This is a genomic window from Ferrimonas sp. YFM, assembly GCF_030296015.1.
In the GTDB taxonomy this organism is placed as follows: Bacteria; Pseudomonadota; Gammaproteobacteria; order Enterobacterales; family Shewanellaceae; genus Ferrimonas.
The window spans coordinates 2,311,314-2,325,913 of record NZ_AP027368.1 but is presented as its reverse complement, the minus strand read 5'-3'; the positions used below and the strand labels follow the sequence as shown (position 1 = coordinate 2,325,913).

Below are 14,600 nucleotides of genomic sequence, written 5' to 3'. Positions count from 1 at the left end.
CTAAAAAACTACAAAAATCTGGTGCCATAGCAGCAGAGGGAATCAGCAACATGGCTAATAACGACACTATCCCTTCCGTCCTACTCGAAAATGTTGTGGGTCTCATCCACAACAACCTCCCCAAGCAGGATGCCATCCTGCTCGAACGCTTTGCCCACGCACTCTATGGAACCCTGTCCCGGGACGATCTCTACGCCCGCAGCGACAGCGATCTCTATGGTGCCATTCTCAGCCTGTGGAACAGTTTGAATCAGGTTTCCGGCGGCAAGACCTTCAGCCGGGTATTTAACCCGCTTCAGAGCACCCATGGTTGGCAGTCCAATCACACGGTGATCGAGATGATCCAGCCAGACATGCCGTTTCTGGTGGACTCGGTCGCCATGGCGTTCAATCGCCTTGGGGTGACCTCCCACCTGATGATTCATGTGCCCCTGGCCATTCAGCGGGACAAGAAGGGGCGGGTGGTTGAGCTGCGTTCCCTGGCAGAAGCCAAGGCCAACGACGAACGCATCGCCGTCTTCCTCATCGAGGTGGACAGCCTCTCCACCGAGGAGGAGGTCAGCACCGTTCATCAGGAGCTCAACTCCGTGGTCACCGACGTGGCCGCCTCAGTGAACGACTGGGATGCCATGCGCGCTCAACTGGGCGCCACTGTCCGGGAGATGGAGGAGAATGACAAGGAGGGGAAGCACGGTGAAGCCACCGAATTCCTCAAGTTCCTGCTCAATCACCATTTCACCCTGCTCGGTTTCCGACGCTATGACCTGGTGCCCGTCTCTGGAGACGTCGAACTGACGCCGCAGATGGAGACCGGCCTGGGGATGATGCGTTCCAAAGACGACACCGCCCGTCACCTGTTGCTCTCCACTCTGCCTGAGTCGGCCCGCCGGGAAGCCCTGGGCCCAGCGCCCCTGGTGCTGACCAAGACCAACTCCAAGAGCCGGGTGCATCGTCCCGCTTACATCGATTACATCGGTGTGAAGCGCTTCGACAAAGAGGGCAGGGTCGTCGGTGAAGATCGCTTCATCGGCCTGTACGCGAGCTCCGTCTACAACCGCAGTCCCCGCGAGATCCCTCTGCTCTCCGCCAAGCTCAACCGGGTGATGGAGCGCTCCCGCCTGGCGCCGCGCTCCCACGACTACAAGGCCCTGCTCAATGTGCTGGAAACCTATCCCCGCGATGAGCTGATTCAGGCCAACGAGCAGGAGCTGCTGGAGATTGGCCTGGGTGTGCTGCAGATGCAGGACAGGGATAAGGTTCGCCTGTTCCTGCGCAAGGATCTGTTCGGCCGCTTTATCTCCGCCATGGTCTACGTCTCCAAGGACAGGTACAACACCCAGTTGCGGGTCAACACCCAGAAACTGCTGGCGGAGTACTTCAGTGCCGAAGAGGAGGTGGAGTTCACCACCTTCTTCTCCGAGTCCATTCTGGCTCGAACCCACTACCTGGTAAAAGTTGAAGATAACGATATGGATATTGATGTCCCTGCGCTGGAGAACAACCTGGTGGAGCTGACCCGCTCCTGGGAAGACAAGGTAGACAGCGCCCTGCGCAAAACCTTTGGCCAGGCCAAGGGTAAGGCGATCGCCAACAACTATCTCCCCGGTTTCCCCCGCAGCTACAAAGAGGACGTGTTGCCCTCCGCCGCAGTAGTGGACGTGGCCAAGCTGGAGAAGCTCAACGATTCCGATCAGCTGGGGATGCTGTTCTATCAGCCCCAGGAAGCGGTGCTGGACGCCAACCAGGTTCGCCTGAAGCTGTTCCACAAGGACGAGCCCATTCACCTGTCCGACGTGCTGCCCATGCTGGAGAACTTTGGTCTACGGGTGATTGGTGAGCGACCTTACTGCATCAATACCGCCGACGGTCAGGTGTACTGGGTGCTCGACTTCAACATGACCCTGTCCGGCAAGACCGAGGTGGACATCAATGCGGCCCAGGCCCGCTTCCAGGAAGCCTTCGCCAAGGTGTGGGCCAGGGATCTGGAAGACGATGGCTTTAACCGGTTGATCCTCTCCGCCGGCATGACCGGTCGTGAAGCCAGCGTGCTGCGCTCCTACGCCAAGTACATGCGCCAGATTGACGGCACCTTCTCCCAGACCTACGTCGAGGAGACGCTGGCCGAGTATCCGCACATCGCCTCTTTGCTGGTGAAGATGTTCGATCGCAAGTTCAACCCGGGCTCCAAGGCCAAGCGGGATCTGGAGAAGCAGATTGAGCAGGCCAACACCTACCTGGACGACGTGTCCAACCTGGATGACGACCGCATTATTCGCCGCTACATCTCCCTGATTCAGGCGACCCTGCGGACCAACTTCTATCAGCACGACGACAAGGGCCATCCCAAGAGCTACGTCTCCTACAAGTTCTCCCCGGCGGAGATCCCGGAGATGCCGCTGCCGCTGCCCAAGTTTGAGATCTTTGTTTACTCACCTCGTGTCGAAGGTGTTCACCTGCGCGGTGCCAAGGTGGCCCGAGGCGGACTGCGCTGGTCCGATCGCCGCGAAGACTTCCGTACCGAGGTGCTGGGTCTGGTTAAAGCTCAGCAGGTGAAGAACACGGTGATCGTGCCCTCCGGTGCCAAGGGCGGCTTTGTGTGCAAAAACCTGCCCACAGACCGTGACGGCATGCTGGCGGAAGGCCAGGCCTGCTACAAGATCTTCATCAGCGCCTTGCTGGACATCACCGACAACATCGTTGCCGGCCAGCTGACCCCGCCAGATCGCGTGGTGCGCCACGACGAGGATGACCCCTACCTGGTGGTGGCGGCGGATAAGGGCACCGCCACTTTCTCCGACATTGCCAACGCCATCTCCGAAAGCTACGACTTCTGGCTGGGCGACGCCTTCGCCTCAGGCGGTCAGTATGGCTATGACCACAAGAAGATGGGCATTACCGCCCGCGGTGCCTGGGAGTCGGTGAAACGTCACTTCCGTGAGCTGGGCGTCAACTGCCAGACCACAGACTTCACCGTGCTGGGTGTGGGCGACATGGGCGGCGACGTCTTCGGTAACGGCATGCTGCTCTCCAGGCACATCCGCCTGCAGGCTGCCTTCAACCACATGCACATCTTCATCGACCCCAATCCGGATTCCGCCACCTCCTACGCCGAGCGTGAGCGCCTGTTCAAGCTTCCCCGTTCCACCTGGGAGGATTACAACAGCGAGCTGATCTCCGAAGGGGGCGGTGTCTTCAACCGCAGCGCCAAGTCCATCAAGCTGACCCCGCAGATCAAGGCGATGATCGGCACCAACAAGAATCAGATGGCCCCCAATGAGCTGATTCGCCAGCTGCTGATGATGGAGGTGGACCTGCTGTGGAACGGCGGTATCGGCACCTATGTTAAGGCGGTGAGCGAGACCGACGCCGACGTGGGCGACCGTGCCAACGACGTACTGCGGGTCAACGGCAGTGAACTGCGCGCCAAGGTGGTGGGCGAGGGCGGTAACCTGGGTCTGACCCAGCTGGGCCGCATCGAGTACGCCAAGCGCGGCGGCCGCATCAACACCGACTTCATCGACAACGTGGGCGGTGTGGATTGTTCCGATAATGAAGTGAACATCAAGATCCTGCTCAATCAGCTGGTGGCTCAGGGCGACCTCACCATCAAGCAGCGTAACCAGCTGCTGGAGAAGATGACCGATGAGGTGGCCGAGATTGTCCTGCAGGACTGCCGCGATCAGGCTCAGTCCATCTCCGTCACCGAGGTGCTCAACTCGGACCAGCTCAAAGAGCAGATCCGCTTCATGCAGCACCTGGAGAAAGCGGGCAAGCTGGACCGCGCCCTGGAGTTCCTGCCCAACGAGGATGAGCTCAATGAGCGCCAGCTCTCCGGCGTCGGCCTGACCCGCCCCGAGCTGTCCGTACTGGTGGCCTACGCCAAGATGGTGCTCAAGGAGCAGCTGGTTTCCGCCGAGATCACCGACAACGAGTTCCTGGCCCGTCGCCTGGTGGAATACTTCCCGGTAGAACTGCAGCAGCGTTTCTCCGAGCAGATGGCCACTCACCCCTTGCGCGGCGAAATCATCGCCACCAGCCTGGCCAATGACATCATCAACGAGATGGGGCTCAATTTCATCCAGCGTATGCAAGATGAGACAGGCGCCGCAGTTGAGGAGGTGGCAATATGTTACACTGTCTCCTGTCAGGTCTTTGATCTCGAAGATCTTAAGCGACAAATCAACGCTCTTGATGACGTTGATGCCCACAGGCAAAGCGAACTGCTTAATCAGGTTCGGCGTACCTTGAGGCGGGTAACCCGTTGGTTCCTGCGTCATCGTAACCGCAGCCTCAGCATCGAAGCCGAAGCGGAATTCTACCGCGGCGTGGTGGAGGAGCTGGATGCAGGCTTCGACGGGTTCCTGGTGGAGGACGAAGTGGCGCAACTCTCAGAAGACGAAAGCGCCATGGTGGAGCAGGGCATTACGCCAGAACTGGCGCGCCGCATGTCCCACTTAAGTACCCTGTTCTCCGCTTTGGACATCGCCGAAGTCGCGAAGTCTGAAGGCAAGCCGGTGGCCCTGGTGGCCGAAACCTACTTTAAGCTGGGTGCCGGTATCGAACTGCACTGGTTCCTGAATCAGATCAGCCAGCAGCCGGTGACCAACCACTGGCAGGCTCTGGCGCGGGCAGCGTTCCGCGAAGATCTGGACTGGCAGCAGCGCATGCTCACCTCGGTGGTTCTCAAGAACTGTCAGGGCGAATGCAGCGCCGATGCCATCATCAACCAGTGGGTAGAAGAGAATGAACAGACCCTGGATAGATGGTTACATATGATGGCTGAGTTCCACAGCTCCAAGACACATGAATTTGCAAAATTCTCTGTTGCCCTGCGGGAGCTGAACCTGCTCATCATGCGTTGCAATTCCCATGGTTAACCCATAACACCAAAAGCCTCGGCAATCAGCCGGGGCTTTTTTTCGGTAGGAGAAAACACATTGTTCTATAAGATTGCACAAAAGTTCTTGTTCCAGACCAATCCGGAATTCGCCCATAACTTTGCAATCACTTCCCTGCGATGCACCGCCGGCACCCCGCTGGCGATGTTCTACAGCCAGAAGCTGCCAGCAGCCCCGGTGGAGTGCATGGGCCTGACCTTCCCCAACCCTGTTGGCCTGGCCGCTGGCATGGACAAGGATGGTGAGAGCATCGATGCCTTCGTTGCCATGGGCTTTGGCCACATCGAAGTGGGTACGGTGACGCCTCGTCCTCAGCCAGGCAACGACAAGCCCCGGGCTTTCCGTCTGCGTCCGGCCAAGGCGATCATCAACCGTATGGGCTTCAATAATCTTGGCGTCGACAACCTGGTTAAAAACATAAAAAACAGCAACCGGGGCGATGCCATTATTGGTGTGAATATCGGAAAGAATAAGACTACCCCACTCGAAGAGGGTAAAAACGATTACCTCTTCTGTATGGATAAAGTCTATGAAGTGGCCGACTACATTGCGGTGAATATTTCATCACCCAACACTCCTGGTCTGCGTTCGCTGCAATATGGTGACATGCTGGATGACCTGCTTGGCTCACTGAAAGAGAGACAAGAAGCCTTGTCGAAGCAATATAGTCGCTATGTACCTATTGCATTAAAAATTGCGCCTGACCTCAGTGACGAAGAACTCAAGCAGATCTGCGATGCCCTGATTAAATTTAAATTTGATGGCGTTATCGCCACCAATACGACCCTCGACAGGGAAGCGGTCAAGCACCTGCCGGAGCATGTGGAAGCGGGCGGTTTGTCCGGGGCTCCCTTGACTCAACGCGCTACTGAAGTCATTGCAAAAACTGCAGAATACCTAGATGGCGCCATGCCCATTATCGGGGTAGGGGGGATCGGCAGTGGCCAGGATGCGATGGAGAAGATCGACGCCGGTGCCAAGATTGTTCAGATCTACACGGGCTTTATCTATGAAGGCCCAGAATTGATTAAGTCGATCACCGAAGATTTCCTTAAGAGAAAATAAGGATCGAACAAATAATGATCAGGCCACCTAGCGTGGCCTTTTTTATTTATTGGATCAAAAAACGATCGGGGATCCATATGATCCCCATTTTTGATCTTTCTTTTTAATAATAAGATCCGTAAAATAATTTGTTTTACTTCTTGCTCATTCCTGAATAGATGGATTAGTATAAAATTCATCCATAAAGAAAGGATGCCTCTCATGTTGCTTATGCCCACATCAAATTGGCGTTGGTTCTTCGAACCGCAACACTCCAGGTTGGCTCTCGACCTTGGAGACGAAATGGTATTCCTCACTCCCTACGACGCCGGTCAGTTAATTCCCGACGCCCTCCATGGCATGCCATTTTGTGCCGAGCACGCGGAGTTCTATACCCGCTGCCTGCAGGAGCTGGGCAAGCAGCTGAACCTGGCCGAGCCTCAACTGGTGCAGATTGCGCTCAATGCCACCGCCTTGAGTTTTTTCGCACTGCCAAGAATGCCCAAGAGTTGGTACTTCACCCACAGCCAGAGCATTGTCTACAGCAAGCCCGCCAAGGTGTGCAGCCTCCATACAGAGCAGGGCAACGGCCTGTTTGTGGTGGTTCAGGCGGAGGAGCGCAGCTCCCTGCTGATGCTGATCTCCGAAACTCTGGAGCTGGGTAGCAACAAGCGTATGGCTCCCTTCGACGCCATCAAGGTGATGAACGATCGCCTGGCGCCTGCCCCTAAAGCTGTGAGCCAGGCCTTCACTGCCGCGTGATTGGTGGTATTTCCATCAGCTTGAGGCCATTTCGGTCAGCTCTCATCGGCACTTAAGGGTATACTACTCCCTTTAATATCAACTGCCGGAATAGCATGAAGCGTTTTTACGCCGCCGTTCCCAAGGGGCTAGAGTACCTCTTGGTGGATGAGCTGAAAGAATTGGGGGCCCAGGAGGTCCGTGAAGGCCTCGCCGTGGTTCACTTCCAGGCGGATCTGACCACCGCTTACCGTATCTGCCTCTGGTCCCGTCTGGCCAGCCGGGTGGTGATGGTGATCACCGAGCTGGAGTTCGACGACGCCGACGACCTCTACTACCAGGTCAAGGATATCCACTGGCCCTCACTGTTTAACAGCCTGCGCGGCTTTATGGTGGATTTCCACGGCACCAACCGGGAGATCCGCAACAGCCAGTTCGGTGCCCTCAAGGTCAAGGACGCCGTGGTGGACTGCTTCATGGAGGAGTGCGGCCAGCGCCCCGGGATCACCAAAAAGGATCCTGAGATTCGCATCGATGCCGTGCTCAAGGGCAACAAGCTCAGCCTGGGTCTGAACTTCGCCGGTGCGCCCCTGCATCAGCGCGGCTACCGCACCGAACGTGGCCAGGCGCCCCTGAGGGAGAACCTGGCGGCGGCCATGCTGATCCGTTCCGGCTGGTCCAAAGACACCTCGCTTCCCCTGGTGGATCCCTTCTGTGGTTCCGGCACTCTGCTGATTGAAGCGGCGATGATGGCTGCCGACAAGGCACCGGGTCTGCTTCGTGAGCACTGGGGCTTCTATGCCTGGCTGGGTCACGATGAGGCCCTGTGGCAGCAGATGCACGCCGACGCCTCCCTTCGTGCCAATCGCGGCCTCAAGGCCTGCGACACGCGTCTGGCCGGCCGCGACCTGGATGGTCAGGTACTGACCCTGGCCAAGCACAACGCCAAACGTGCCGGTGTGCGCCATCTCATCGAGTTCGCCCAGGGCGATGCCCTGGAGGCGCGCCCCATCGGCGAGCAGCCGGGCTTTGTGGTGACCAACCCTCCCTATGGCGAGCGTCTGGGTAACCTGTCCGGACTCATTGGCCTCTACAGCGAACTGGGCCAGAACTTCAAGCGTCACTGGGGCGACTGGCGACTGAGCCTGCTTTGCTCCGAAGAGATGCTGTTCAATGCCCTGCGTATGCGCGCCGACAAGGAGTACCGCCTGTTCAACTCCAACCTGGAGGTGAAGCTGTGCAACTACGCCATCAAGGGGCGCTCCGAAGAGGAACTGGCCAAGTCGGCGCCGGCCCCACTGGGCGGCGAAGAGTTTGCCAACCGCCTGCGTAAGAACCTCAAACTGCGCAATCGCTGGCTGAAGAAACAGGATATCGACTGCTACCGTCTCTACGACGCGGATCTGCCCGACTACAACGTGGCGGTAGACCGTTACCAGGACTGGGTGGTGGTGCAGGAGTACGCGCCGCCGAAGAGCATCGACGAAGCCAAAGCCAAGGCCCGATTGGTGGACATCATGGGACAGATCCCCATGGTGCTCGAGGTGGACCCGGCGCGGATCATCCTCAAGACCCGTCAACGCCAGAAGGGTAAGAGCCAGTACGAGAAGCGCAACACCCGTTCCGTGGACCTGGTGGCCAACGAGTACGGCGCCAAGTTCAAGGTAAACCTCACCGAATACCTGGATACCGGTCTGTTCCTGGATCACCGCCTGGCCAGGCAGATGATTCAACAAAACAGCAAGGGCAAATCTTTCCTCAACCTGTTTGCCTACACCGGCAGCGCCTCGGTGCACGCCGCCCTGGGCGGCGCCAAGTCCACCACCACGGTGGACATGTCCAACACTTACCTGGGCTGGGCTGAGGAGAACTTTGAGCTGAATGGCCTGCGAGGGCGTCAGCACCAGTTTATCCAGGCGGACTGCCTGCAGTGGCTGGAGCGCTGCAATCAGCAGTACGATTTCATCTTTATCGATCCGCCCACCTTCTCCAACTCCAAGCGGATGCAGGCCAGCTTCGACGTTCAGCGGGACCACCTGGTGCTGATGCGCAACCTCAAGCGCCTGCTCAGGCCCGGTGGCACCATCTTGTTCTCCAACAACAAGCGTAACTTCAAGATGGATCTGGAAGGGATGGCGGAGCTGGGGCTGACGGCCAAGAACATCAGCGCCCAGACCCTGTCGGAAGACTTTGCCCGCAACAAGCAGATTCATAACGCCTGGCTGGTCAGTCATGTCTGAGCCGGTTCTCTACCACACCGACGGCTGCCACCTGTGTGAGCAGGCGGCCAAACTGCTGGCCCAACTGGGTCAGCCCTTTGTCTGGGTGGACATCGTCGACTCGCCGGACCTGGTAGAGCGTTATGGCGTCCGGATCCCCGTGGTTCAGCGCAGTGACGGCGCTGAACTTGGCTGGCCCTTCGAGCTGGCCGAACTCGAACGATTTTTGGAAGATTCATGAGCCTGATACGCATCAATGATGGCCAGCTCGCCTTTGGCCATATCCCCATGCTGGACCACGCCGAATTCGTGTTGGAAAACCGCGAACGCGTCTGTCTGGTCGGCCGAAACGGCGCCGGCAAGTCCAGTCTGCTTAAGGTCCTGGCCGGCTTGCAGGAGCTGGACGATGGCACCATCACCAGCGACAGTGGCGTCAAGATCGCTTATCTGCCCCAGGATCCCCCAAGAACCCAGCAGGGCAGCGTCTATCACTACGTGGCCCTGGGTCTGGCCGAGGTCGGGGAACTGCTGGAGCGCTATCAGACCATGAGTCAGAAGGTGGCCGAGGATCCCAACGAGGCCAACCTGGCCAAGTTGCACCGTATCCAGGAGGAGATGGAGCAGAAGGGTGCCTGGAGCGCCGAGCAGCAGATTGAACAGACCCTGAGTCGCCTCAATCTCGATGGCGACGTGCCCATGTCCGACCTCAGCGGTGGCTGGCAACGTCGCGCCGCCCTGGCGCGAGCCCTGGTACGCCGCCCCGATGTATTGCTTCTGGACGAGCCCACCAACCACCTGGACATCGACGCCATCGAGTGGCTGGAGGAGCTGCTCAAAGGCTTTGACGGCAGTATCGTATTCGTCTCTCACGACCGGGGCTTCATTCGCCGGGTGGCGACCCGGATTGTGGACCTGGACCGGGGTCAGCTGAACAGCTTCCCCGGCGACTATGAGCGCTATCTGGTGTCCAAGGAGGAGCTGCTTCGGGTTGAAGAGGAGCAGGCCGCCGAGTTTGATCGCAAACTGGCGCTCGAAGAGACCTGGATTCGTCAAGGCATCAAGGCCAGGCGCACCCGTAACGAAGGCCGGGTCCGTGCCCTGAAGGCGATGCGCCAGGAGCGGGCCGAGCGCATAGGCCGCCAGGGCAACGCCAACATGAAGATGGAGGAGGGCGCCCTCTCCGGAAAGCTGGTGTTCGACATCAAGGGGCTGGGCTTCGCCTGGGAGGAGAAGACCATCGTTTCTCCCATGGATCGTCTGGTGACCCGGGGCGATCGCATCGCCCTCATCGGGCCCAATGGCTGTGGCAAGTCCACTCTGATTAAGCTGCTTCTCGGTAAACTCACCCCTCAGCAGGGGGAGGTGAAGCAGGGCACCAAACTGGAGGTGGCCTACTTCGACCAGCATCGCAGCGACCTGGATCTGGACAAGTCGGTGCAGGACAACGTTGCCGACGGCAAGCAGACGGTCACCATCAATGGCAAAGACCGTCATGTGCTGGGGTACCTGCAGGACTTCCTGTTTGCCCCGGCCCGGGCGCGCAGCCCGGTGCGCTCTCTCTCCGGTGGTGAGAAGAATCGACTGCTTCTGGCCAAACTCTTCCTCAAACCCGCAAATTTGCTGGTTATGGATGAACCCACCAACGATCTTGATGTCGAAACCCTTGAACTGCTCGAGGCCAAACTGGCCGAGTACTCAGGCACCCTGCTGCTGGTTTCCCACGATCGGGAGTTCATCGACAATACGGTGACCAGCACCTGGTGGTTTGGGGGCAACGGGCAGTGGCACGAGTACGTAGGTGGATACAGTGACGCCCAGCGCCTGGGCGCGCGATTCTTCAGCGAGCTGTCGCACAGTGCCGAGCCGAAACCTGCCGCCGACAAGGTGGAGAAGGAGAAAAAGGCCGAGGCTCCCAAAGCGAAGAAGCTCTCCTACAAATTACAACGTGAACTTGATGCGCTTCCTGCTAAGATGGAGGCCCTCGAAGAGGCCATCGAAGCGGCGCAGCAACAGATTGCTGATCCTGGTTTTTTTGACCAGGACCCGAATGACACAAATAAGATTCTGGCCAAGCTGGCCGAGGATGAACAGGAATTGGAGTGGTGTTTCAGCCGATGGGAAGAGCTGGAAACCATGAAAAGTTCAGGCTAAGGGGAAACAATGAGCCTTAAGACGTTTAACTATAAGAAAACCACCCTGGCCGTTGCGCTGGTGACTGCCTGGGGTGCCCAGGCGGCAGAGCGACAGTGGCCCGCCTATGAGATCACCAACCTGAGTGATACTTTCTCCCTGGCCAACAGCCAGCTTGCGGAGACCCGAAACGGCTATGCCGGAAAGATCAACGAGCAGGGTGTGGTTGTGGGCATCGCCCAGGGCATCAACAACACCGCCACCGATGACGACAACAACAACGTCGTCGGCGAAGTGGAAGACGTGGTCTATGGCACAGTGGATGCGCTGACACCCAACACCACCCGTCCTTTCCAGGGCAACAACTTCCCCTTCGATCTGGATGAGGGCGACGCTTGGAAAGCCAACCACGCCCCGCTGGACGGTCAGCTGGCGCCTAACCTGGATGCCGACGCCACCACCGACGCCTGGTATTTTGGCATCAAGAGCAACGCCGACATCCGCGTGGGTGCGGTAACCGGTCCTCAGGAGAAGATCGACGACCCCAGCCCAGGGGATGACGACGACGATCCCTTCTTCTATGTGCGCAGCTTCGAGTCTCGCGCCATCGTACAAAACGGCGGCAATGAACTGCTGATTGCGCCTCCATACACCACCTATGAGTCCGACAAGTCCAATGCGACTCCCCTGGACATCGGTGGCTTCTCCGCGGCTGCGGGCATCAACGACACCGACCTGATTGTTGGCTATGCCAGCACCGACATCAGCAACGGCGGTGAGAGCGCCCTGGATACCTGCTGGGATCGCGAAGCGGACAGCGAAATTGATACCCCTCTGTCTGTCTGTGTTCAGGCGGCCAAAAACAACGGCAGCCTCTCCTATCAGCGTCGCGGTGCGATTTGGCAGTATGACAGCGCCGGCAACAGCGCCACTTTGGTGCGCACCCTGGAGCTGCCCTTTACTCCCAACGATGACGATAAGACCACCTACACCGCTCAGGGTCTGGCCATCAACAATGACGGTGTAGCTGTGGGTGAGTCCAACCAGCGCAATAGGGACAACAACCTGATGAGCTACGAGTGGGCGCAGATCTGGAAGGCCGACGGCACCGTCATCAGCCCCACCGATCTGAAGAAGGACGGCCTGCGAGGCTCTACCGCCGTCGCCATCAACAACAACAACATCGCCACAGGCTCGGTGCAGCGCTACATTGGCGGCTACATCCGCACCAAGTTCTGGGTGTATGACGTCAACTCCGGTGAGGAGACCTTCACCGAGCCCCGCGACTTCAACCCCAACTCCGAGACCGAGTTCTCCTCTCTGGCCCGCGACATCAACGACGCCGGCCTGGTGGTGGGCAACATCGAGATCGATATCCAGAACGGGGTACTGCGTCGCCGTAACGGCTTTATCTACGACTACACCGCGGATCAGAACGGTGACACCAACAACTTCGTCAACGTCAACAGCCTGCTGACCTGTGAGTCCCGCGGCTATGTGGCCGACGAAGATGGCTCCACCGTCGATGCCGAGGGCAACCGCTGGTCCAAGTACACCGTGACCGACGACACCACCTTTGCCCAGTCCATTACCTACGAGGTGGACTTCACCGTGGTGGAGGCCAACAGCATCAATGAGAACGGCGACATCGTCGGTACCGCCCTGGTGCGTCTGCCCCGAGTAAAAGTGGAAGACGGCAAGGTGGTTACCGAAGAGGTGACCGATCCCAACACCGGCGAAACCGTCACCAAGGTGGTGATCGAAACCGATGGCTTCGGTAAACCGATCACCGATCAGCTGCCACGCCCCATTGTGCTCAAGGCCAACTCCGGCGCATCCAGCTGCACCATCCCGCTGGATACCTCCATCGACCCTGAGCCGAACGAGCGCTCCGGTGCCTCCTGGCCGCTGGCCGGTCTGTTTGCGCTGCTGCCCCTGGCCTGGTGGCGTCGACGTAAATAACCACAAACACTGAGAAGGGGAGCAGAGGCTCCCCTTTTTTTGTATAAAATAGTGCGTTTGTTCTCAATAGCTTAATCTGGCTGTCATGCTTTTGTCTTTTTTAGGGGTTGAACGAGGCGACAAAATCGCCAATAGTGGAGGTTGAAGCGCAAGCTTCCTCAACCTGTAAAGCCCAAGAAAGAAGGATGAGTGTTAAATGAAGAGACAGAAACGGGATCGTTTGGAAAGAGCAGAATCAAGAGGATTTCAGGCCGGTTTGTCAGGGCGCTCTAAGGAACAGTGCCCCTATCAGTCCCTAGATGCAAAGATGCGGTGGTTAGGCGGCTGGCGAGATGCCATCGATAATCGTGTAACGGGACTCTTTAACAAGTAATCCATCTTAAGCCTCCAGAATTGGAGGCTTTTTTCTTTAGCTCTTGTTATTTCTACCACTCCCGTGGGATGCTTGGGTCAGAGTTCACTCAGGGAGAGAATGATGAACGACCAGCAATTCTACGACTTTTCCGCCCAATCCAACCGTCACGAAAGCATCAGCATGGAAACCTATCGGGATACCGTGGTGCTTGTGGTGAATACTGCCAGCAACTGTGGCTTCACTCCCCAATACGAAGGACTGGAAAAACTGCAGCAGCAGTATGGTGACCGCGGCTTTACCGTTCTGGCGTTTCCCTGCAACCAGTTTGGTAAGCAGGAGTCGGGCTCCGATGAGGAGATCCGCCAGTTCTGCGATCTCACCTTCAACATCAGCTTCCCGTTGTTCGCCAAGGTGGAGGTCAACGGCCGCGGCGCACACCCCATCTATCAGTGGCTGAAGAAGGAGAAGGGGGGACTGCTTGGGGACGGCATCAAGTGGAACTTCACCAAGTTCCTCATCGATCGCCAGGGCAGGGTAGTGAAACGCTATGCGCCCACCTACAAGCCTGAGTTGATTCGTAAGGACATCGAAGAGCTGCTGGGCTGACGCCTAAGACAATAAAAAAGGGAGCCTGATGGCTCCCTTTTCTGTTCGTCGGTGCGCTTAGAAAGAGCTGGTGTCCTGGAACACGCCTACTTTCAGGTCGGTGGCCTGGTAGATCAGGCGACCGTCGACCATCAGATCAGCATCGGCCATGCCCATGATCAGCTTACGGTTGATGGTGCGCTTCAGGTGAATGTGGTAAGTCACCTTCTTGGAAGTCGGCAGGATCTGGCCGGTGAACTTCACCTCACCCACACCCAGAGCACGACCCTTACCCTTGGCGCCTTGCCAGGCCAGGAAGAAGCCAACCAGCTGCCACATGGCATCCAGGCCCAGACAACCAGGCATCACTGGGTCGGACTCGAAGTGACAGTCGAAGAACCACAGGTCTGGATTGATGTCCAGTTCAGCGATCAGCTCACCTTTGCCGTGCTTACCGCCGGTGTCGCTGATGCGGACAATGCGGTCGAGCATCAGCATGTTGTCTTTGGGCAGACGGGGAGAGTCGTTTCCAAAGAGTTGGCCGTGGCCACTGGCGACAAGTTGTTCTTTGCTAAATTGGTCTACCCGCTCTACGGGCAGCTCGGCGGTAGCTTGCATAGCTGGACATCCTCTGATTAAGATGCCGACAGATTAGCGAACACCTGT

The 14,600-nt window shown here is 58.0% G+C and carries 10 protein-coding genes; 9 read left to right on the top strand and 1 reads right to left on the bottom strand.

Annotated elements, in window-relative coordinates:
- Positions 1-50 precede the first annotated feature (50 nt).
- From QUE41_RS10800 to QUE41_RS10760, 9 genes are all read left to right on the top strand, one after another.
- On the top strand, positions 51-4,877 hold the full coding sequence (locus tag QUE41_RS10800; RefSeq protein ID WP_286342876.1) for an NAD-glutamate dehydrogenase: 4,827 nt from the start codon (positions 51-53) through the stop codon (positions 4,875-4,877).
- Between the two features lie 60 nt (positions 4,878-4,937).
- Positions 4,938-5,963 carry a quinone-dependent dihydroorotate dehydrogenase gene (gene pyrD, locus QUE41_RS10795; RefSeq protein WP_286342875.1) on the top strand — a complete coding sequence of 342 codons (1,026 nt, stop codon included), beginning with the start codon at positions 4,938-4,940 and terminating at the stop codon, positions 5,961-5,963.
- A 192-nt stretch (positions 5,964-6,155) separates the two neighbouring features.
- Positions 6,156-6,704 carry a cell division protein ZapC gene (locus QUE41_RS10790; protein ID WP_353506871.1) on the top strand — a complete coding sequence of 183 codons (549 nt, stop codon included), beginning with the start codon at positions 6,156-6,158 and terminating at the stop codon, positions 6,702-6,704.
- A gap of 95 nt (positions 6,705-6,799) precedes the next feature.
- Positions 6,800-8,923, top strand: a complete 2,124-nt coding sequence (gene rlmKL / locus QUE41_RS10785) for a bifunctional 23S rRNA (guanine(2069)-N(7))-methyltransferase RlmK/23S rRNA (guanine(2445)-N(2))-methyltransferase RlmL (RefSeq protein WP_286342874.1) — start codon at positions 6,800-6,802, stop codon at positions 8,921-8,923.
- Positions 8,916-9,143: a glutaredoxin family protein gene (locus QUE41_RS10780; RefSeq protein ID WP_286342873.1), complete on the top strand. Its 228-nt coding sequence runs from the start codon at positions 8,916-8,918 to the stop codon at positions 9,141-9,143. Before rlmKL ends, QUE41_RS10780 begins: the two co-directional genes overlap by 8 nt.
- A complete protein-coding gene (uup, locus tag QUE41_RS10775; protein ID WP_286342872.1) occupies positions 9,140-11,053 on the top strand; it encodes an ATP-binding cassette ATPase Uup in 1,914 nt (637 codons plus the stop codon). The genes QUE41_RS10780 and uup overlap by 4 nt, the downstream gene beginning before the upstream one ends.
- A gap of 9 nt (positions 11,054-11,062) precedes the next feature.
- A complete protein-coding gene (locus QUE41_RS10770; protein WP_286342871.1) occupies positions 11,063-12,994 on the top strand; it encodes a DUF3466 family protein in 1,932 nt (643 codons plus the stop codon).
- 196 nt (positions 12,995-13,190) lie between these two features.
- Positions 13,191-13,367: a ribosome modulation factor gene (rmf, locus tag QUE41_RS10765; protein WP_084643812.1), complete on the top strand. Its 177-nt coding sequence runs from the start codon at positions 13,191-13,193 to the stop codon at positions 13,365-13,367.
- Positions 13,368-13,469: 102 nt separating this feature from the next.
- Complete coding sequence (locus tag QUE41_RS10760) at positions 13,470-13,955, top strand: glutathione peroxidase (RefSeq protein ID WP_286342870.1); 486 nt, start codon at positions 13,470-13,472, stop codon at positions 13,953-13,955.
- A 57-nt stretch (positions 13,956-14,012) separates the two neighbouring features.
- Here QUE41_RS10760 and fabA read toward each other — a convergent pair whose 3' ends face one another.
- Positions 14,013-14,552 carry a bifunctional 3-hydroxydecanoyl-ACP dehydratase/trans-2-decenoyl-ACP isomerase gene (gene fabA / locus QUE41_RS10755; protein WP_286342869.1) on the bottom strand — a complete coding sequence of 180 codons (540 nt, stop codon included), beginning with the start codon at positions 14,550-14,552 and terminating at the stop codon, positions 14,013-14,015.
- Positions 14,553-14,600 lie beyond the last annotated feature (48 nt).

What these genes read in the sequence shown, in the direction of transcription:
- QUE41_RS10800 (WP_286342876.1), top strand. Translation starts at nt 51, where the DNA reads ATGGCTAATAACGACACTATCCCTTCCGTCCTACTCGAAAATGTTGTG.
- QUE41_RS10790 (WP_353506871.1), top strand. Translation starts at nt 6,156, where the DNA reads ATGCCTCTCATGTTGCTTATGCCCACATCAAATTGGCGTTGGTTCTTC.
- rlmKL (WP_286342874.1), top strand. Translation starts at nt 6,800, where the DNA reads ATGAAGCGTTTTTACGCCGCCGTTCCCAAGGGGCTAGAGTACCTCTTG.
- QUE41_RS10780 (WP_286342873.1), top strand. Translation starts at nt 8,916, where the DNA reads ATGTCTGAGCCGGTTCTCTACCACACCGACGGCTGCCACCTGTGTGAG.
- uup (WP_286342872.1), top strand. Translation starts at nt 9,140, where the DNA reads ATGAGCCTGATACGCATCAATGATGGCCAGCTCGCCTTTGGCCATATC.
- QUE41_RS10770 (WP_286342871.1), top strand. Translation starts at nt 11,063, where the DNA reads ATGAGCCTTAAGACGTTTAACTATAAGAAAACCACCCTGGCCGTTGCG.
- rmf (WP_084643812.1), top strand. Translation starts at nt 13,191, where the DNA reads ATGAAGAGACAGAAACGGGATCGTTTGGAAAGAGCAGAATCAAGAGGA.
- QUE41_RS10760 (WP_286342870.1), top strand. Translation starts at nt 13,470, where the DNA reads ATGAACGACCAGCAATTCTACGACTTTTCCGCCCAATCCAACCGTCAC.
- fabA (WP_286342869.1), bottom strand. Translation starts at nt 14,552, where the DNA reads ATGCAAGCTACCGCCGAGCTGCCCGTAGAGCGGGTAGACCAATTTAGC.